The following is an 18,418-nucleotide window of genomic DNA, read 5'->3' as shown; positions in this document are numbered from 1 at the left end:
AAATATGAAATTCGGAACCAAAGCCATTCATGCAGGGATTGAACCGGATCCTTCTACAGGAGCCATCATGACCCCTATTTTTCAAACTTCTACTTATGTGCAAAAATCACCTGGAGACCATCAGGGCTATGAATATTCCAGAACGCATAATCCGACACGGACAGCCCTACAGAACAATCTGGCTGCCTTGGAAAATGGAAAATTTGGCTTATGCTATTCTTCTGGTCTAGGTGCGATTGATGCTATCATCAAATTATTGAATCCGGGTGATGAGGTAATCAGCACCAATGACCTTTATGGCGGATCATACCGTATTTTCACCAAAGTGTTTGAACGGTATGGCATCAAATTCCACTTTATATCGATGGAGCATCCCCAGGACATTGAAAAGTACATTACTTCCCGTACCAAGTTGATTTGGGCAGAAACCCCCACCAACCCAATGATGAATATCATTGATATAGAGGAAATTGGTAAGGTCGCAAAAAAGCATCAATTGCTTTTTGCAGTAGACAATACATTTGCTACCCCATTCTTACAAAATCCACTGGACCTAGGGGCGGATATGGTGATGCATTCTGTGACCAAATACCTTGGTGGCCATTCAGATGTGGTTATGGGGGCAATTGTCCTGAATGATGCTCAGCTAGCAGACCAACTCGCATTCATACAAAATGCCTGTGGAGCTACGCCGGGCCCACAGGATTGCTTTTTGGTACTTAGAGGTATCAAGACCCTTCACCTGAGGATGGAAAGGCATTGTTATAATGGCAGGGAAATAGCACATTTCCTGCTAGAGCACCCCAAAGTGGATAAAGTATATTGGCCTGGATTTGAAAGCCATCCCAACCATGAGATTGCTAAAAAGCAAATGCGTGATTTTGGGGGAATGATTTCATTTACGATAAAAGGAGATAGTGTTGATGATGCCAAAAAAGTGCTTGAAAACCTGCACTATTTTTCCCTGGCAGAGTCATTGGGTGGGGTGGAATCACTCTGTGGACATCCTGCAAGCATGACGCATGCCAGTATCCCTAAAGAAGAGCGGGAAAAAGTAGGATTACTTGACTCTTTGATCCGCTTAAGTGTAGGTATTGAAGACGTGGAGGATTTGAAGGCAGATCTGGATGCTGCACTTGCAAAAGTATAAATACGAATGTCCCAAAAAGAAGCAGCGCATTCCATTCCGCTATTTATAGACGTACTTATTCCTGCTAACAATGAAGAGGATTCCATAGGCTTGGTAGTCAGGGATGTGCCTGGGATAGTCCGCCATATTGTGGTGATCAACAATAATTCAAACGATAGGACCGGAAATGTAGCAAAAGCCGCTGGGGCAATTGTACTTGAGGAGCCCCAAATGGGATATGGAAAAGCCTGTCTCACTGGGATGGCTTTCCTTTCCACACTTGCGGAGCCTCCTGATATTTTGGTTTTCCTAGATGGGGATTACAGCGATTATCCAGAGCAATTAATGGATTTGATAGGGCCTATTATATATGATGATTATGATATGGTTATTGGCTCCAGGGCCAAGGGGAAAAGGCAGTCAGGTTCCATGACGCTCCCTCAGGTTTTTGGCAACTGGTTGGCCACGTCACTGATGCGTTGGATTTATAAAGTGGATTATTCTGATTTGGGACCCTTCAGGGCAATTAAGTGGAAACAATTGGAAGTTTTGGGGATGGTAGACGAAAACTATGGATGGACTGTGGAAATGCAGATAAAAGCGGCTAAACAAGGATTGAAGAGCACTGAAATACCTGTGGATTATAGAAAGAGAATAGGTGTTTCAAAAGTAAGCGGCACCATCAAAGGAGTCATCGGAGCAGGATATAAGATTTTGTGGACCATTTGGAAGTACCGATAAGCAGGGATTTCGCTTAGTTTTTGTTATTTTTATAAAAACAGCTTCAAATATTCAGCTTATGCCTTATAATCTCAGGTTGATTTCGCTTTGTCTTTTGATTTTATTTTTGAATATGCAGGCGAAAGGTATGCATGATATGGGAAGCCCTGTCCGGTTGGTGATGATTGGCCTTAGTCACGGACACTCCCATTGGATTTTTCAAAAGCAATTTGAGGGTAATTTTGAATTAGTGGGAGTATATGAATCCAATATCCAATTAATTCAAGAATTTAAAGAAAGGTATAAGCTCGATGATGCCATATTTTATTCAGAAATGGATGTTATGCTGGATCATCTTCAGCCTGATGGTGCACTGGCGTTTGGTCCGATATCAGACCACCTGCATGTAGTCAGATCCTGTGCGCCGAGGGGGATTCATGTGATGGTGGAAAAACCTTTGGCTTTCAGTATGGCCCAAGCCCAAGAAATGGAGCAACTTGCAAAAACGCATCAAATCCATCTTTTGACCAATTTTGAGACTTCTTGGTATCCAACAACAGATGCGGTGGTTCATTATGTGAAAGATAATGAAAGTAAACTAGGACAGCTTAGAAAAGCTGTTTTCCATCATGGGCACAAAGGGCCTAAGGAAATTGGAGTCGGACCTGAATTCTTGAAATGGCTGACTGACCCTGAAAAAAATGGTGCTGGGGCCTTGATCGATTTTGGTTGCTATGGGGCCAATATCATGACCACCTTGATGCAAGGTGAAATACCGATTTCGGTCATGGCAATTACACAAAACCACAAACCTGAACTGTACCCTTTTGTTGATGATGAAGCTACAATTTTGGTTGAATACAAAGAAGCCCAAGCGATAATACAGGCATCCTGGAACTGGACATTTGACCGGAAAGATATGGAAGTGTATGGATCAAAAGGATATTGTATAGCTGAGGATAGCCAAAATTTGAAGACCAGATTTTACGGAGAGGAATCGGAGACACTGACTTTGATCAGTAAAGAGGATACTGGTACGCAAGTAAATCCTTTTGAGTATTTTGCCGCAGTAATCAAAGGTACACTGAATATGGGTGATTATGGATTGTACTCGCTCGAAAACAACCTATTGGTGGTTGAAATATTGTCTGCAGCGATTGAATCTGCCAAAACAGGGAAAAGAATTTACCTGAGCCAAAAAAATGAAAGACTATGAAAAATCAGTTGATTGCTTTATGTATTTTGTTGTTGGGCATCATGTCTTGTGGTAGACAAGAAAGTCGGGATATAGACTTTGAGCAATGGGGTAAATATTGGTTTCAGGGAAAGGCTGAGATCAGTAGTTTTGATTTGGTGCAATACCGATATGGTGAAGCAAGAGAAGGGGAAGCTGTCCTGATTTTTGTCACTGAGGATTTTTCCAGAAAACATCAGGTGAAACTGGATCGTCCCGAAGAGGCAGGAAGAGATAAACTCAGCGTAATCAAAATGAATCAGACCAGGGATTTTGTAACCGGGATTTATCCATACCATATGATGCTTTCGGCTTTTAGCCCTACAAAAGAAATAGGTTATGGTGTCAAGTTCAATGTTACCTCACAAGAATGGTGTGGCCATACATTTTCGCAAATGAACCTAAATAAAGGGGAAGATTATAAAGGGAAGATTTATTCTTATTTTGAAAAAGAAGGAGACCAGGAGTTTTCTATATCAGGATTGCCTGAAGATGCGATTTGGAACCTTATAAGAATTAATCCCAATCAAGTGCCTATAGGAAATGTCAGGATAATACCTTCCTTGATTTATCAGAGATTCAGCCACAGAGCATTCAAAGCAGAGGAGGCATTTATAAGAATCTTGGATCTCAGCGATAGCAGAAGTCGCCTTGAACTGTCCTACAGTTCAGGAGAAAGAGTAATGCGTATAGACTTTGAGAAGAATTTTCCTTATGAAATTATGGCATGGGAGGAAATTCAAACCCAGAAAGATGGACAGCAGGAAATTACCACCGCCAAAAGGAAGGCTGTAAAGCAGATAGATTATTGGAAAAGGAACCGATTGGAAGATGAATTTTTAAGAGAGGAGTTATATCTAAAATATTAGATATCATTTTTTTTCTCGCTGACTTTTTCCAAATCAAATAAATCAGAAAGGATATCCACCATTTTATCGGCATCATCTCTTTGACAGGCAGCTCTTAGTTGCACCACAGGAACCTTGAGGATTTTCTGCATCATGCTTTTTGTGATTTTGTCAATCATGGCAATCTGCTTTTCATCCGCATTTTTTAAAAAACGGGACATTTCTTCCTGACGGATTTGCTCTAAGGCATTTTTTAACTTATTGATGGTAGGGGATACCATCATTTCTTTTTTCCAATTGAAAAATTCATCGATACTTTCATCTATGATTTTTTCAACTTGGGGTATAGATGCTAATCTTTTTTCTAAAGTTTCAGATGCCTTACTTCTAATGTTGTCTACATTGTAAAGTAATACACCGGGCACGTCCTCAATGGTAGTTTCTATGCTTCTGGGCACTGAAAGGTCTACAAAAAGCTTGTAACTTGGGATTTCCATAGCTTTTACCAAAGCTTTTGTAATGAAAGGTTCAGATTTCATGATGGAGGATACCACCACGTCTGCATTTTTCATTGCTTCAAAACAGTCCTCAAATGGAATGACGTCAAAGCCCAACTCTTGGGCCAAAGCTTCGGCCTTGGAAAAGGTTCTGTTCGTAATCGTAACTTTTGCTTCAGGTATGTGAACCATATTTTTGGCAACATCCTCACCAATTTCACCAACACCAATCAACAATACTCGCGGCTGATAAGTATTGGAAGTCAATTCCTCTATCAACTCCACTGCAGCATAAGATACAGACGCAGCACCATCTCTGAATGCAGTTTCCTGAACCACCCTTTTATTGGTAAAGAATATGGTGTGCATCAACCTGTGAAGAAAGGGACCAGCCATATCCAAATCTGCCGAGGCCTGATAAGCCCTCTTGACTTGATTGGCAATTTGCATATCCCCTACTACCTGGGCCTCTAAACCTACAGCTACTTTGAATAAGTGCTCAATGGCTTCTAAATCTTCATTCAGCAGGGTAAAGTAATCCAAATAATCCACCACATTTGTCAGACCCTTTTCCAGTCCGATCAATTTGATGATCTCAGCACTGATATCCAACTCATGGGAATAATAAACCTCTGTTCTGTTACAAGTAGATAAAATAAGCGTATCAGTTATACTAAAAAAATCCTTCAATTTGACCAAAAGAGAATGGATAGAGCCTTCATCCAATGCAATAACTTCCCGTATCTCTACAGGAGCATTTTTATAAGATAAACTGATTGCTCTAATTCTATTCTGCATTTCTGTTTTCTTTAACATACAAATTTAACTCAGTTTGATTAGCAAAAGAAAATTTTCCCAACCTAACCCTTAATTTAAAATCTGTCTAAATTATTGAATCGTTTCCATCAATTTTGATCCACGAAGATCGGCAAACTTTGAAAATTTTTCAAATTGTATTAAATTATCACTCATAGAGGCTTTCTATATGTGACATTCTAATTTTTTATAAACACATTTTTTATGAAAAGATTCTTGTTTTTCCAACTTAAATCCTACTTCGGCTTTTCCAGAAGAGAGTCGAAAGGATTTATTATGGTGATTCCAGCTTTAGTTTTGCTCTATTTATTTCCGGCAGCATATGAGTGGATACTTAAGAAAAAGAATCAGGATGTGTACTTTGAATATGAAAAGAAAGTAGACAGTTTGCTTGCAATGGGCTGGCAGCCTGCCTCTATGGATCATAGCAATATCCATTCTTTACAGGATACTACGGTCCGTAAAAGAGGTTCATCTAATTCGCGTTGGAATACGCTGAATAAATTGGATTTTGAGGAAGCAGATTCTATTGTTTTGCAGATTGTTCCCGGTATAGGACAGACCATGGCAGGACGAATTGTCAAATTCAGAGAAAGCCTTGGCGGTATGCACGGGAAAGAACAATTAATGGATGTTTATGGAATGAATCCCGAGCTTTTAGACAGGATATTTGAGTATTTTTCCTTCTCTCCTGGAATTCATCAAAAAATCAGCATCAATTCATTAGAGGTTTCGGACCTCGCCAAACACCCATATATCACTTATGGCGCTGCAAAAGTTATCGTGGCATACAGAGAACAGCATGGAGCTTACCAAGCACCAGAAGACCTTCTCAAAATTAAGATATTCAATGAGGAATGGTTGGAAAGACTCTTGCCTTACTTGGATTTTTGATAGCACTTGACTGAAATTGTCTGCTTGAAAAAGAGAATTTCAAGGTTGATTGTATATAGCCGCTTAGAGCTTTTGGTGATTTTCCCATTGCCCAATCAGAGATTTTAAAATCATTTTATTTTTAGGTTAATTTCAAGCTTGGAATTAGTATACTTTATCAGAAAAGCCATCATATTTGTGTCATGATGACAGAAAGGTATGCTTATTTGGAATCAGTCCTGAATTTCCCTGAAATGGATTTTCAGATCAGGAATGATGGTGGCAAGTTGACTGTATTCGACTCACTCCGGAAAAAATTTCTGATCCTGACTCCTGAGGAATGGGTTAGACAACATATGATTCTTTTTTTGATTCATTATAGGAGCTACCCAAAAAGCCTTTTTGCCATGGAAAAAGGTATTCATTATAACAGTTTACAAAAGCGTTTCGATATTCTGGTAAGGGATAGGCAGGGCTCTCCCTTTTTATTGATTGAGTGTAAGGCACCCCATGTGCCAATTTCGCAAAAAACCCTAGAGCAGGTTTGTATGTATAACAAAAGTGTCGGAGCACAATTTATTGGTGTTTCGAATGGGTTGAACCATCTATTTTTTAAATTTGACAAAAAATCTGACAAGTATGAGCAGCTAGTGGACCTTCCTGAATATAGCTGACTTATTTTTATGACTTTTGTCATGTTTTTTACTATATTTAGCCTCATTGCTTAAACTAAAATAAATACCAGCACTTATGAAAGTTCAGCAGAAAAACACACCCTGTCAGTTATGCATGAGCAGGAAATTTTCTTTGTTTTCAGATGTTTCTGAACCACATTTATGCCAGTTGTCTGACAACAAGAATCTGATTACCCATAAAAAGGGGCAGATTTTGTTTTATGAGGGTACCAAACCCCTGGGTGTCTTCTGTATAAGCGATGGTATAGTTAAAGTATATAAAACTGCTTCTAATGGAAAAGAACAAATTATCAGGCTGGCAAAAGCGGGGGATTTTCTTGGTTATGCTTCCCTATTGGGGGAAGAAGCCTATTCTAATTCCGCAACCATAGTAGAAGATGCCAATATATGCTTTGTCCCAAGAGAGAGTTTTTTGAAAGTACTTGCTGAAGATAATGCCTTTCATCAAAGAGTTACCAAAGCCCTCTGTAAAGATCTTGGGGTCATGGAGAGTAAGCTTACAGATGCTACCCAAAAATCTATTAGAGAACGTTTGGCTTTTACATTATTGAAACTCTCTGAAACTTATGGTATAGATGGCAATGAGGGAGAAAAAATAAATATTGTGCTTACAAGGGAAGAAATAGCAGGAATAGTAGGAACGGCCACAGAAACTGTAATCAGGTTGCTTTCTGAATTTAAAAAAGATGAATTGATTGATTTTGAAGGTAAAAAAATAATTGTTATTGATAAAAAAGGCCTGGCAAGACTTTCAGATTTTTATGGTTAAGAGGCCATAGTTTCTGTTTTTTATTTTTGTGCATGAAAATGAAAAGCATAATATGCAATCATTTTTTATTTTTTTCAGTTGATTAGTCAAGGCCTGAAGAAAAAATTAGATTTGTGTAAGATACGAGTTATGAAAATCATCCGATTGCTTTGGATAGTATTGTTTGCATTCGTATGTCAACCTTCAAATGCACAGAGCTTAGCTTATAAAACACTATTGAAGGGAATTTACGATAATGAATTTCCTGTGGTCAAAATTGATGAACAGAACATCTTAGAGACTGCTGTTTTTTTGGATACCAGAGAAAGGGTGGAATATGAGGTCAGTCATTTGCAGGATGCCCAATGGGTAGGCTTCAATGATTTTGATTTGGAAACTGTAAAGGGCTTGGATAAGAATGGGCCTATTGTAGTTTACTGTTCCATTGGAGCAAGGAGTCAGGATATTGGCAAGAAACTGATGGAAGCCGGTTTTACTAGGGTCTACAACCTTTATGGAGGCATTTTTCATTGGGTCAATGAAGAATTGCCCGTTTATAATAATGGCAAACCAACCCAAAAAATACATGCCTACAACAAGGTTTGGGGCATCTGGTTATCCAAAGGAGAAAAGGTATATTAAGGTTCACTTCGAAATGTAAATTCAGCATATATGCATGCCCTTTTTATTTTTATTTCTATCCTATTGATCAACCTTTCTTGTGGGAGGTCCCAGCTGGGGCAGTCAGGAACGGAAGTGCCCTCTCATCAGGCTTTTGACCGCTTGCTTCAAAAGTATGTTAATTCTGATGGAAAAGTAAATTATGAAGGTTTTATCAAGGAGAAAGAGGAGTTACAAATATATCTGGACCTTTTGAGTGCGTATCCACCCGATAGAATGACCTGGACTCAAGAGGAGCAATTGGCTTACTGGATCAATGCTTATAATGCATTTACCGTAAAGTTGATTATTGACCATTATCCTGTAAAAAGCATCAAAGACATCAAACCAAAATTTCCTGTTCCTTTATTCAACACGGTCTGGCATATCGAGTTTTTTAAAATTGGGGGCAAGCCTGCATCCCTGGACGAAATCGAACATAAAATTTTGAGAAAAGAATTTGAAGAGCCAAGGATACATTTCGCAATCAATTGTGCCTCCTTTTCCTGTCCCTTACTTAGCAATTATGCGTATGTACCTGAAAAGCTTGATCAGCAGCTGAATACAGCAGCAAGGCAGTTTATCAATGACCCTTTACGCAATAAAATCAATCAGGATAAGGTTGAAATTTCTGAAATTTTTTCTTGGTTTAAAGAGGATTTTACCCAAAAAGGCAGTGTAATTGATTATCTTAACCAATATTCAGATATTTCAATTAGTAAAAAGGCAAAAGTAAGCTACCTTCCCTACGATTGGTCACTCAATGAGTAAGCAAAAAATAGTCATTATTGGAAATGGAATTTCAGGAATTACCTGTGCCAGAGAAGTCAGAAAAAATGATGCATCGGCAGAGATCCTTGTGATTTCAGGGGAAACAAAGTATTTTTTTTCCCGCACTGCCCTGATGTATATTTACATGGGGCATATGCAGTATGAACATACACAGCCCTATGAAGATTGGTTTTGGGAAAAGAACCGGATAGAGCTGTTGCAGGCATGGATTGAAATCATCGATTTCCAACATAAAAAATTGATCTGCCATAATGGAAAAACCATCCACTATGATGTTTTGGTACTGGCAACTGGCTCTAAACCGCTTATGATCAATTGGCCGGGGCAGCAACTGACAGGGGTTCAGGGCCTTTATTCTTATCAGGATTTGCAGCTGATGGAAAAAAATACAGCAGGAATCCAAAAAGCGGTAGTAGTGGGAGGAGGACTCATTGGTATTGAAATGGCTGAGATGTTGGCCAGTAGGGATATTCAGGTAACTTTTTTGGTCAGAGAAGCTGACTTTTGGGACAATGTACTTCCAGAAGAGGAGGCCAAAATGGTGAGTAGGCATATTTTGGAACATGGGATCGATTTGCGGCTAAATACCGAATTGGAAGAGATCACTGGAAATCAGAATCATCAAGTGGTAGGTGTTAAAACAAAAGATCAAGAATCCATTTCCTGTGAATTTGTAGGCCTTTGTATTGGTGTTACTCCTAATATTGAATTCTTAAAGGATACTGAATTGGATACCAATAAAGGGATTTTGATAGACGCATATTTCAGAACGAATTTACCCGATGTTTATGCTATTGGCGATTGTGCTGAATTTAGAAAATCTCCAAATTCTAACCGCAAAAATATTGAGCAAGTCTGGTACACTGGAAGAATGCAGGGAGAAACCCTGGCATATAACCTAACCCAAGAAAACCCTATTCCCTATCAACCTGGGGTTTGGTTCAATTCTGCTAAATTTTTTGATATAGAATATCAGACCTATGGAAATGTGCCAGCCAAATTACCAGAAGATATGGAAACCTTCTATTGGGAGGATGAAAATGGAAAAGTTGCAATCAGGTTTAATTTTTCCAAGCATTCAGAGGTGATCCAAGGGGTAAATGCATTTGGCTGGAGGTTGCGTCATGAGTTTTTTGACCATGCCATCAATGAGGAATGGAGGGTAGATCAAGTGATGGAACAATTGGATCAAGCCAGTTTCAATCCGGAATTTTACAAGCCTTTCTATAGACGGGTAATTCAGTCCTTCAATGAGCAACATGGTAAACAGTTGAAACCTAAGAAAACATCCTTCATTCAAAGATTAATCGGGTCAAGGGCATGAAAAAGATACAGTTATTGGGCTTGGGATTATTTATTTTGGGATTGCTGGTTTTCAGTACCCTTCCTTTTATAGGAGATTACCGCCTTGAGGCAGATATAGTAAGTGCATCTGTCAAAACTGAGCATGAAGAAGCCATGCTCAGGACATTAAGGCCAATGTATGGAGAAGTATACAATTCAAACTTTCGCTTTATTGCTGATTTCAATACTTTGTTTGAAGAATACAATGAGGATCTCAAGAGAAGAGATGCTTGGGATGATGTGATTTGGGATGACTATGCCTTTTCAATTACCAAAGGCGCAACCCAGACAGGAGTGATAAGTCGGCCTCTCTTGTTTTTTTCAATTTCTATTGGATTAGCAGTATTGGGCGGCCTGCTATATATTTTCCCGCTTTATAAGGGGGAACCGGAGGGGATTAAAAATGATGGAATTTACTTTTCTTCCATGAAATCCAGGGGGCTTTTGGGAATCATTACAGGTACTTATCTCATTTTATTTTACGTGATTTTATATTGGTTCCCTGAATACATGACCAATCTTGTCATCATGGTAGATCCCCTTAGTAAAGCTTTATCAGGAGCAGAAGCCAGCCAATGGTTTTTATATGGCTTGATTTATACACTTGCTATTTTGGTGATGGGAGTGAGAATGTTTAGAAAATATAAGGGCAATGCCTATCAGACAATAAGAACTGTCTCGGTCATGTTTTTTCAATTGGCATTTGCCTTTCTCATTCCGGAGATACTAATTTTATTGAACAAACCTTGGCACGATTTCAAAAATATCTGGCCCTTGGATTATTCTTTTTTTTATGATTACCGAATAGAAGGAATGATCAGTTCTGGTGCTTTGGGAATGTTTATGTTGGTCTGGGGTATAATTTTAATTGTCTTGGGAGTTCCTTTATTGACTTATTTTTACGGAAAGCGCTGGTACTGTTCTTGGGTCTGTGGTTGTGGAGGCCTGGCAGAGACTTTAGGGGATCCTTACAGACAGTTATCTGACAAATCTTTAAAGGCCTGGAAGATAGAGAGGTACATGGTTCACGGAGTCCTTGTATTTGCAGTGTTGATGACAGCAGTAACCCTCGTCAATTATTTTATGGAATTTGGCTTACTGGGTCAGGCCACCGATCAGTTACATTCCATATATGGTTTTGCAATTGGTTCAGCTTTTGCGGGAGTTATTGGGACTGGATTCTACCCATTAATGGGCAATAGGGTTTGGTGCAGATTTGGTTGTCCTTTAGCAGCTTACTTGGGGATCGTTCAACGTTTTAAATCCAGATTCAGAATAACCACCAATGGAGGGCAATGTATTTCATGCGGTAACTGCTCCACCTATTGTGAAATGGGCATAGACGTGCGCTGGTACGCCCAGAGGGGACAAAATATCGTCAGAGCATCTTGCGTAGGTTGTGGCGTTTGCTCTGCGGTTTGCCCAAGAGGAGTACTTAAGCTTGAAAATGCAGGGGAAGCAGGCCGTATAAACGATATGCCAATAATTATCGGTAATAAATCCATAAGTGTAAAATCCTGATGTTCTTTATCTACCTTTTTCTGGGAATTTATATCCTGGCCATGTGCTTCGTGCTCTTTTATAGTTTTACACAGGCACATCTGCTTTATTATTTTTTCAAGTACAAAAGAAGAATACAACCACTTGCTGTCAAAAACTGGCAAGAATTGCCTAAAGTAACCGTCCAATTGCCTATTTTTAATGAGAAATATGTTGTCGAGCGCTTGATCGAAGCGGCAGCTGCCTTTAGGTACCCTGAAGACAAGCTGGAGATACAGCTTCTCGATGATAGTACTGATGAGACCGTAGGGATTATCAAGGATAAGATCAAAGCATATCCCAATATTAACTTCCAATATATTCACAGAGAAGACAGAATTGGTTTCAAGGCAGGGGCTTTAAGACATGGGCTGGAAAAAGCAAGTGGAGAGCTGATTGCAATTTTTGATGCTGATTTTGTTCCTGATCCGGATTTTTTATTGAAGACGGTGCCTTTTTTTGAGGATAAGCAGGTTGGTTTGGTTCAAAGTAGGTGGACCCATTTGAATGAAAACCATTCGCTATTGACCCGTTTACAGGCTTTTGCCCTGGATGCACATTTTATGGTGGAACAAATAGGTAGAAATGCGCAGGATGTGTTTATCAATTTTAATGGAACAGGTGGTATCTGGCGTAAAGCATGCATTATAGATGCGGGAAATTGGGAAGATGACACCCTGACCGAGGATCTTGATCTGAGTTACAGGGCACAAAAAAAAGGATGGAAGTTCATTTACAGACCTGATATAGAATCACCGGCTGAGCTTCCTCCTGTAATGTCGGCGATTAAATCCCAACAATTCCGATGGACCAAAGGAGGGGCAGAATGCGCTAAAAAGCACTTGATAAGTGTATTGGGACAAGGGTTTGGATGGAGAACAAAATTGCATGCTACTGCACATTTGTTAAATGCAGTGATTTTTATTGCTGTTTTTTTAGTGAGTCTCAGTAGCATTCCGGTATGGTATGCCTTTTATAAAGGAATGATTCCTGATAATTTATTCCAAGCAGCAGCCATATTCTTGGTTGGCTTTGTCATCATAGCTTTGGTTTACTTCTTTGCCAATTTGAGTTTGGTGGGGTATACCTGGAAAGGTATATTGAGGTTCCTGTGGGAATTGCCTCTCTTCTTGGCTGTTTCTATGGGACTTGCACTGCACAATGCACAAGCAGTTTGGGAGGGTTTTTCCGGTAAAAAATCCCCATTTATAAGAACCCCTAAATATAACCTCCAGTCCAAAGCGCATTGGAAAGAAAATGCTTATAATCAATTGCAGGTGCCTTTCACCACTTATATTGAAGGTTTACTAGCGCTGGTGTTTTCAATTATGGCAATATTATCTATACTTTCAGGGACCTATGAAATGTTGGTTTTTCATTTCATGTTGGCTATAGGATATGCGGTAATTTCATGGACTACCTTTAAAAGTTATGCATTGAAAAGGCGTTGAAACTTATTCCAAAATACGTTCAAAAAGTGCATTGCATTGTTGTTCGATCTGTTTGGTAAACTGTTTTTTATTGGACTGTAGTTCAGAAAACAGGTCCAGGTATTTTTTTGGAATTTCAGCTTTATCTGTAAGGAATCCCCCTAAGTGCTGAATGAAAAGGTGGTTCTCGTACCACTTTAACATGATTTTCTGCAACTCGCTCATTCTATCGTGAACTTCCTGTACAAACACCGGATTGAATCCTGACTCAATCCTAAGGTTTTCGAGGGCAGTTATCACTCTTATTCCTTCATAAATGTCCTTCAGAAGTTTACTGTCTAGTTTGCCGTTGTTTTCAATTTTAAAAAAACTCAACTCCTCATCAATTATCTGTGTGGTAGCTGTGTTTATCATCAAGGGCCTTAGGCCCTTACTGTATTTGAATGCTTCCTGGTACAAGTCCTCCCACATTTTTAGTGGAGAGGAAACAACCAATTCGTATACTTCACTATAAAGTTTGTTTTTTTCAGATTCCAAAGCCTTGGAATAAGAGTTAAAGCTATGTCCCTGATTTTTTAATTTTTCCAGCTGGTTCAAAATCATCTTAAGGTGCTTGGTTTTTTTCAACCCTTTGAATATGTCTTTCAAAGGGGTAAACAAGCGAAATTTCAGTTGGTCTTCCTTAAAATGAATCCTTGACAAAAGATCGATGTAGATTTCCAAAAATATCAATCTGGTTTCCAGTTCTATCGCTTTTTTACCACGATATTGCTTACTCAATGCATCAAAAGCAATCCTTGCTTCATCAAAATGATGTAGAAAAAGTGAAAATATTGGAGAAACCTTGCCTTTCATTTTTTAAGATATGCGGACCAAAGTAGCACCGTAGCCAAAGCGGCTCTTCTGCGTGTCTTGAAAGTACTTAATATTTTTTAATTGACTGAGATACTTATGTATTTCTTTTCTCAGGACTCCATTTCCGATACCATGAATAAATGAAATTTCATCCATTCCTGATGCAATAGCATAGTTGATATTTCTTTCAAATACCTCCATTTGTAGCTTCAGCATTTCTGAATTACTCAATAAGCTATGATCCTTTGTAAGCTCTTCGATGTGGAGGTCTATTTCTTTTGGAGGTTTTGGGAATTCTGCTGGTGGGGAATTTTTACTGGGGTTAAGTGCTTCATTGAGTTCATGAATATCTATTGATGCACTGTTTTCCGTCAGCCTGAAAATATATCCATTTTTTTCGAGAATGGGTACCTTACCTTTACTTTTGAAAAATGAAGAGGCTTTGAATTTGATTTTCCTCTCAAAGGCGGCCTCAGTCTTTTCAATCTTGTTGTTGATCGGGAAAAACTGCAACAAAAGAGTTGGCCATTCCTCAAAATGCTGGATGGACTTTTCTGCAATTTTTTTACTTGATTTCGCTGGTATTTTCTCTGCCAAAAGTGTTTGGGAATTGCTGCCATGGTGTTCGGATACCATGGCCAGAAAATTTTTTGCCGTGTTGTTGCTGATATAAATGCTGTGATCCTTGTCGTTGATAGGCAGGTATGCCAAAAACAATCCCTCTTCCGAGTTTTGGGATTTTGAAGAAACAAAATCAGAGGATTTCTCAGTAGGTTCATTTACTCCATCCCCAAAATAGGCTTTCTCTGTTTTTGAAATCAGGACAACCTCATTTTTCATAGCAGGTATCCGAAAACCATCCTCTATTTCCACTTCTACCCTTCCACCTGATGATATTTTGGTGATTACGCCTTCTTCATTTCCATGAAGTAACCTTACCCTGTCTCCTATATTCATGAATTCAATGCTTTTTTGTATGTTTCTATGGCTCTTTCTCTGGCAAATTTATGATCTACCATAGGTTTTGGATACTCAACGGTTCCATATTCTGGGATCCATTTTTTGATATACTTGAGTTCCTTGTCGAATTTTTCAGTTTGTGATTCCGGATTAAACACCCTGAAATAAGGCTGTGCATCCGTACCAGTTCCCGCAGCCCATTGCCAGCCCCCATTGTTAGAGGAAAGCTCAAAGTCCAATAATTTTTTTGCAAAATAAGCTTCTCCCCACCTCCAGTCAATTAAAAGGTGCTTGGTAAGAAAACTCGCCACAATCATCCTTACCCTGTTATGCATATATCCAGTAGCATTGAGCTCTCTCATTCCTGCATCTACAATGGGATACCCGGTTTTCCCATCACACCATTTTTGAAAATCATCTTCATCCTTTCTCCAGGGGATCTGATCGTATTGGGATTTGAAAGCCTTTTCTACTACATGGGGATTATGATAAAGAATCATCATATAAAATTCCCTCCAAATCAGTTCATTCAAATAGGTGTCATTTAATTTTGCAGCTTCCAGAGCCAGCTTTCTGATACTGATGGTTCCAAATCGCAGATGGATCCCCAAGCGGGTGGTTCCATTGATTGCCGGGAAGTTTCTCACTTTATCGTACTTCTGAATAAGGCCCTTGTCTACATCCAGTGAAGGAATATTGATGTTACTTCTATCAAAGCCCATTTGCTCCAAGCTTGGGATGGCTAAGGAATTAAGTTGGAGGAAATTATTCCTTTTGCGATCGAGTTGCAATATTTCAGGTGGACTTTGCTTGAATTTATTTAACCAAAGCTTGCTATATGGAGTAAACACTTTATAAAATTCACCGCTTCCATTCAGGATTTCATCTTTTTCAAAGATTACCTGGTCCTTGAAGTCCAAAAACTGTACCCCGTTTTCTTTCAAGAGTGATTTTACCTTTCCATCCCTTTCGAGGGCATAAGGTTCATAGTCCCGGTTGGTATAGACATTTGCTATCGGATACTCCTCCAATAGTGCTTTCCATATGTCCTGTGGCTTCCCATATTTCACCAAAACAGTGCTTCCATAGGTCTTTAACTGCTCCTGTAATACCTGAATCCGTTCATGGATAAATGTGACCCTGGCGTCTTTTTTATCCTCCAATTTATCCAATATGTCACGGTCAAAAATAAAAAGAGGAAGTACATTTTTTTCTTGCTTATATGCATAGTACAAGCCGGTATTGTCCTCTAGTCTGAGGTCTCTCCTAAACCAAAATAAGCTGATCTTTTCCATTATTATCCATATGTGTACTGCTATTGAATTTGGTAACAGCCAAATTGTTTAATCATCCTCTTCTTTTCTAAGGATTTTTTTGGGAGGGTCTATTTGATAATCCAAAGGGCTGACTCTATTTTCCAGGTTTTCCAATGGGATCGGTCTCCAGCCATTTTCCTCTTCAAACTGATACCTCAAAAAATCATCGGTATCATTGATTCTCAGCCTTTCCTTTTCTTTGCTTCTGATTTTATCCCAAATTTCTCCAAAAGAGTTGAAAGAAAGGTTTTGGGATACAGAAACACCATAAGTGGCTACATTTCGTGCCAAAGACAGAGATGTAAAGGTATTGAAATTGTTTCTATTGTAAATCCGCATCCTATAACGGCCATCTTCGGTAAGTAAATACTCTGCTTGCCAATCTCCTGCAATACTGTTCAGGTCTGCATTGCCCTGAAGGTCGGTAAGACCACCATCCCTGCTGACCCGTAGCCTGCCGTCTAAAAATGTATAGGCTACTCTTAATTGGAAAGTCTCCAAGGTATTTTGATCCAGGTTGGCCAGGTCAATATCCACTTCAAGGTTTTGGTCCACCTGAGCGATGAAGCTGTTCAACTGGGAGGAGAGCAATTGACTGAGGTTTGATGTCGCAATATTGCCAACACCTGAAAACTGTCCTTCTGGAGAAAGGGACCGCATCATGATGACAGAGAAAACTTGTCTGTTTTTTTCTTGTTCATCATTGGCTATCCGGTTTTGAAAGGCAGAGATGTAAGTCTGTACATTCCCTTCTGTAGGGAATTCGCTGAAGTCAAAATTGAAGCTTATTTCCGGAGAGAGTAAATTCCCCTTAAGATCCATTAAGACTTTCAAAGGGAAACGGCGCCGCATTTGGGGGTCTTCTATACCTCCAACCTGGATATTCTGAAGATTTTGAAGGGAAACACTTTCCTGATAGTATGCCTTGATATCCATCGTTCCTTCATAAGGATCTCCAAACCAGGAAATGCGTCCTCCCGGCTGCACAATAAATTCTCTTCGGATGATGTTGTAAAGTGAAAAATTATAACGTGCTTCAGTAATTTCATAATTGCCCAGCATGGAGAAATTACCCTGGGTATCAATATTCAGATTGAGTACACCCCGGCCTCTGCCTTGGATGTTTTCACCTGTTCTGGGATCAATTTGAATTTCAAGGTAAGCATCTGGAGTAACATCCAGGTTAAAGTTCATCCTTACATTGTTGATAGCCAGTTTTTCTACACCCTCTTCCATTGTAATCACCCGACTTGTATCCCTCACATTGATAATATTGATGAAATCTTCCTGAGCCTGTACGCTGCTGCTACCAAATGGTATAAAAATGCGGGTATTTGCTTCTGAAGTAGCCCTTGCAGTAATGTCCAAGTTGTTGGCTGCTCCAAAAATATTGAGTGTTCCGCTGGTATACGCAGTACCATAAAAGATTTCATTATCCCTGACTGTTGTGTTGAGGACCTGGAATTTGTCCAAGTTTGAACTGATGTCCAAAATAAAATCAGAAAAATAATCATGGGAAATCCCCCCTCTCATTCTTGCCAGGTTCCCATTGCTATCCCTCAATTGAAGTTCTCTGAAACTGATTTCATTGGTATTGAATACAATATTTCCATCTACGGTATAAAAGGTATTCAGGTAATTTATCAAAAGTTTTCCTCCATTTAATCTCCCTGTACCAGTAACTTCAGGAAAATTAAGTGTTCCCGAAAGATTTAAATCTCCGGACACTTTACCTCCCAATTGGGTAAGGTAATCGGATAAAAAAGGCTCTAAAACAGAAAGATCTGCATCTTTTAAAGTGGCCTGGAGCGCCAATTCATCATCCTCGGAGCCCAAATACCCATTAATAGCAATTACCTTCACACCATTTCTGAAATTATTCAACTCCAGATTTACCTGCTTATCTGACAGATAGGTGGCTGCTTCAATATTTCCCACCAGGAAATTATTGATATAAAAATC

17 protein-coding genes are annotated in these 18,418 nt (G+C 39.3%); 12 read left to right on the top strand and 5 right to left on the bottom strand.

Features of this window, described 5'->3' with window-relative positions; all coding sequences use genetic code 11:
• The first annotated feature begins 4 nt into the window (after nucleotides 1-4).
• Genes QZT73_RS16530 through QZT73_RS16515 form a run of 4 tightly spaced genes read left to right on the top strand, consistent with a single transcriptional unit; the run spans nucleotide 5 to nucleotide 3,952 of the window.
• A complete protein-coding gene (locus QZT73_RS16530; RefSeq protein WP_291789341.1) occupies nucleotides 5-1,150 on the top strand; it encodes a cystathionine gamma-synthase in 1,146 nt (381 codons plus the stop codon).
• A 6-nt stretch (nucleotides 1,151-1,156) separates the two neighbouring features.
• Nucleotides 1,157-1,870: a glycosyltransferase family 2 protein gene (locus QZT73_RS16525; protein WP_291778433.1), complete on the top strand. Its 714-nt coding sequence runs from the start codon at nucleotides 1,157-1,159 to the stop codon at nucleotides 1,868-1,870.
• A gap of 58 nt (nucleotides 1,871-1,928) precedes the next feature.
• Complete coding sequence (locus QZT73_RS16520; RefSeq protein WP_291778430.1) at nucleotides 1,929-3,065, top strand: Gfo/Idh/MocA family oxidoreductase; 1,137 nt, start codon at nucleotides 1,929-1,931, stop codon at nucleotides 3,063-3,065.
• Nucleotides 3,062-3,952 (top strand): hypothetical protein, encoded by an 891-nt coding sequence (locus QZT73_RS16515; protein WP_291789339.1) that lies wholly within the window; start codon nucleotides 3,062-3,064, stop codon nucleotides 3,950-3,952. Before QZT73_RS16520 ends, QZT73_RS16515 begins: the two co-directional genes overlap by 4 nt.
• Here QZT73_RS16515 and hemA read toward each other — a convergent pair.
• The gene (hemA, locus tag QZT73_RS16510) at nucleotides 3,949-5,226 is read right to left on the bottom strand and encodes a glutamyl-tRNA reductase (protein ID WP_291789353.1); all 1,278 of its coding nucleotides are present in this window, start codon (nucleotides 5,224-5,226) and stop codon (nucleotides 3,949-3,951) included. The genes QZT73_RS16515 and hemA overlap by 4 nt on opposite strands.
• Nucleotides 5,227-5,448: 222 nt before the next feature.
• Here hemA and QZT73_RS16505 point away from each other — a divergent pair, with 222 nt between their 5' ends.
• From QZT73_RS16505 to QZT73_RS16470, 8 genes are all read left to right on the top strand, one after another.
• Nucleotides 5,449-6,138: a helix-hairpin-helix domain-containing protein gene (locus tag QZT73_RS16505; RefSeq protein ID WP_291784799.1), complete on the top strand. Its 690-nt coding sequence runs from the start codon at nucleotides 5,449-5,451 to the stop codon at nucleotides 6,136-6,138.
• A 182-nt stretch (nucleotides 6,139-6,320) separates the two neighbouring features.
• Nucleotides 6,321-6,791: a type I restriction enzyme HsdR N-terminal domain-containing protein gene (locus QZT73_RS16500; protein WP_291784801.1), complete on the top strand. Its 471-nt coding sequence runs from the start codon at nucleotides 6,321-6,323 to the stop codon at nucleotides 6,789-6,791.
• A 76-nt stretch (nucleotides 6,792-6,867) separates the two neighbouring features.
• Entirely contained in the window at nucleotides 6,868-7,581 is a 714-nt protein-coding gene (locus QZT73_RS16495; protein WP_291789336.1) for a Crp/Fnr family transcriptional regulator, read from the top strand.
• Nucleotides 7,582-7,710: 129 nt separating this feature from the next.
• Entirely contained in the window at nucleotides 7,711-8,202 is a 492-nt protein-coding gene (locus QZT73_RS16490; protein ID WP_291783970.1) for a rhodanese-like domain-containing protein, read from the top strand.
• Nucleotides 8,203-8,232: 30 nt separating this feature from the next.
• Nucleotides 8,233-8,991: a DUF547 domain-containing protein gene (locus QZT73_RS16485; RefSeq protein ID WP_291783972.1), complete on the top strand. Its 759-nt coding sequence runs from the start codon at nucleotides 8,233-8,235 to the stop codon at nucleotides 8,989-8,991.
• Nucleotides 8,984-10,336 carry an FAD/NAD(P)-binding oxidoreductase gene (locus QZT73_RS16480; RefSeq protein ID WP_291789332.1) on the top strand — a complete coding sequence of 451 codons (1,353 nt, stop codon included), beginning with the start codon at nucleotides 8,984-8,986 and terminating at the stop codon, nucleotides 10,334-10,336. The genes QZT73_RS16485 and QZT73_RS16480 overlap by 8 nt, the downstream gene beginning before the upstream one ends.
• Nucleotides 10,333-11,877, top strand: coding sequence for a 4Fe-4S binding protein (locus tag QZT73_RS16475; RefSeq protein WP_291789330.1), 1,545 nt, complete (start codon nucleotides 10,333-10,335; stop codon nucleotides 11,875-11,877). The genes QZT73_RS16480 and QZT73_RS16475 overlap by 4 nt, the downstream gene beginning before the upstream one ends.
• Nucleotides 11,877-13,346: a glycosyltransferase gene (locus QZT73_RS16470; RefSeq protein ID WP_291783977.1), complete on the top strand. Its 1,470-nt coding sequence runs from the start codon at nucleotides 11,877-11,879 to the stop codon at nucleotides 13,344-13,346. Before QZT73_RS16475 ends, QZT73_RS16470 begins: the two co-directional genes overlap by 1 nt.
• Nucleotides 13,347-13,349: 3 nt before the next feature.
• On the opposite strand, the gene QZT73_RS16465 is transcribed toward QZT73_RS16470, so the two are convergent.
• From QZT73_RS16465 to QZT73_RS16450, 4 genes are all read right to left on the bottom strand, one after another.
• Nucleotides 13,350-14,180, bottom strand: coding sequence for a hypothetical protein (locus tag QZT73_RS16465; protein ID WP_291783979.1), 831 nt, complete (start codon nucleotides 14,178-14,180; stop codon nucleotides 13,350-13,352).
• A 3-nt stretch (nucleotides 14,181-14,183) separates the two neighbouring features.
• Nucleotides 14,184-15,137 carry a Smr/MutS family protein gene (locus tag QZT73_RS16460; RefSeq protein WP_291783981.1) on the bottom strand — a complete coding sequence of 318 codons (954 nt, stop codon included), beginning with the start codon at nucleotides 15,135-15,137 and terminating at the stop codon, nucleotides 14,184-14,186.
• Entirely contained in the window at nucleotides 15,134-16,435 is a 1,302-nt protein-coding gene (locus QZT73_RS16455) for a deoxyribodipyrimidine photo-lyase (RefSeq protein ID WP_291783983.1), read from the bottom strand. The genes QZT73_RS16460 and QZT73_RS16455 overlap by 4 nt, the downstream gene beginning before the upstream one ends.
• Before the next feature lie 48 nt (nucleotides 16,436-16,483).
• Nucleotides 16,484-18,418, bottom strand: a 1,935-nt coding sequence (locus QZT73_RS16450) for a translocation/assembly module TamB domain-containing protein (RefSeq protein ID WP_291789327.1), incomplete at its 5' end; no start/stop codon positions are given.

This window comes from Cecembia sp. (assembly GCF_007126775.1).
Classification (GTDB): Bacteria; Bacteroidota; Bacteroidia; order Cytophagales; family Cyclobacteriaceae; genus Cecembia.
Note: the sequence above shows the minus strand (reverse complement) of the source record. Positions and strands in the feature narration are given on the sequence as shown.

Bases quoted from the DNA above. Each gene is read 5' to 3' on its own strand.
- QZT73_RS16530 (WP_291789341.1), top strand. From the start codon at position 5: ATGAAATTCGGAACCAAAGCCATTCATGCAGGGATTGAACCGGATCCT.
- QZT73_RS16525 (WP_291778433.1), top strand. From the start codon at position 1,157: ATGTCCCAAAAAGAAGCAGCGCATTCCATTCCGCTATTTATAGACGTA.
- QZT73_RS16520 (WP_291778430.1), top strand. From the start codon at position 1,929: ATGCCTTATAATCTCAGGTTGATTTCGCTTTGTCTTTTGATTTTATTT.
- QZT73_RS16515 (WP_291789339.1), top strand. From the start codon at position 3,062: ATGAAAAATCAGTTGATTGCTTTATGTATTTTGTTGTTGGGCATCATG.
- hemA (WP_291789353.1), bottom strand. From the start codon at position 5,226: ATGCAGAATAGAATTAGAGCAATCAGTTTATCTTATAAAAATGCTCCT.
- QZT73_RS16505 (WP_291784799.1), top strand. From the start codon at position 5,449: ATGAAAAGATTCTTGTTTTTCCAACTTAAATCCTACTTCGGCTTTTCC.
- QZT73_RS16500 (WP_291784801.1), top strand. From the start codon at position 6,321: ATGATGACAGAAAGGTATGCTTATTTGGAATCAGTCCTGAATTTCCCT.
- QZT73_RS16495 (WP_291789336.1), top strand. From the start codon at position 6,868: ATGAAAGTTCAGCAGAAAAACACACCCTGTCAGTTATGCATGAGCAGG.
- QZT73_RS16490 (WP_291783970.1), top strand. From the start codon at position 7,711: ATGAAAATCATCCGATTGCTTTGGATAGTATTGTTTGCATTCGTATGT.
- QZT73_RS16485 (WP_291783972.1), top strand. From the start codon at position 8,233: ATGCATGCCCTTTTTATTTTTATTTCTATCCTATTGATCAACCTTTCT.
- QZT73_RS16480 (WP_291789332.1), top strand. From the start codon at position 8,984: ATGAGTAAGCAAAAAATAGTCATTATTGGAAATGGAATTTCAGGAATT.
- QZT73_RS16475 (WP_291789330.1), top strand. From the start codon at position 10,333: ATGAAAAAGATACAGTTATTGGGCTTGGGATTATTTATTTTGGGATTG.
- QZT73_RS16470 (WP_291783977.1), top strand. From the start codon at position 11,877: ATGTTCTTTATCTACCTTTTTCTGGGAATTTATATCCTGGCCATGTGC.
- QZT73_RS16465 (WP_291783979.1), bottom strand. From the start codon at position 14,180: ATGAAAGGCAAGGTTTCTCCAATATTTTCACTTTTTCTACATCATTTT.
- QZT73_RS16460 (WP_291783981.1), bottom strand. From the start codon at position 15,137: ATGAATATAGGAGACAGGGTAAGGTTACTTCATGGAAATGAAGAAGGC.
- QZT73_RS16455 (WP_291783983.1), bottom strand. From the start codon at position 16,435: ATGGAAAAGATCAGCTTATTTTGGTTTAGGAGAGACCTCAGACTAGAG.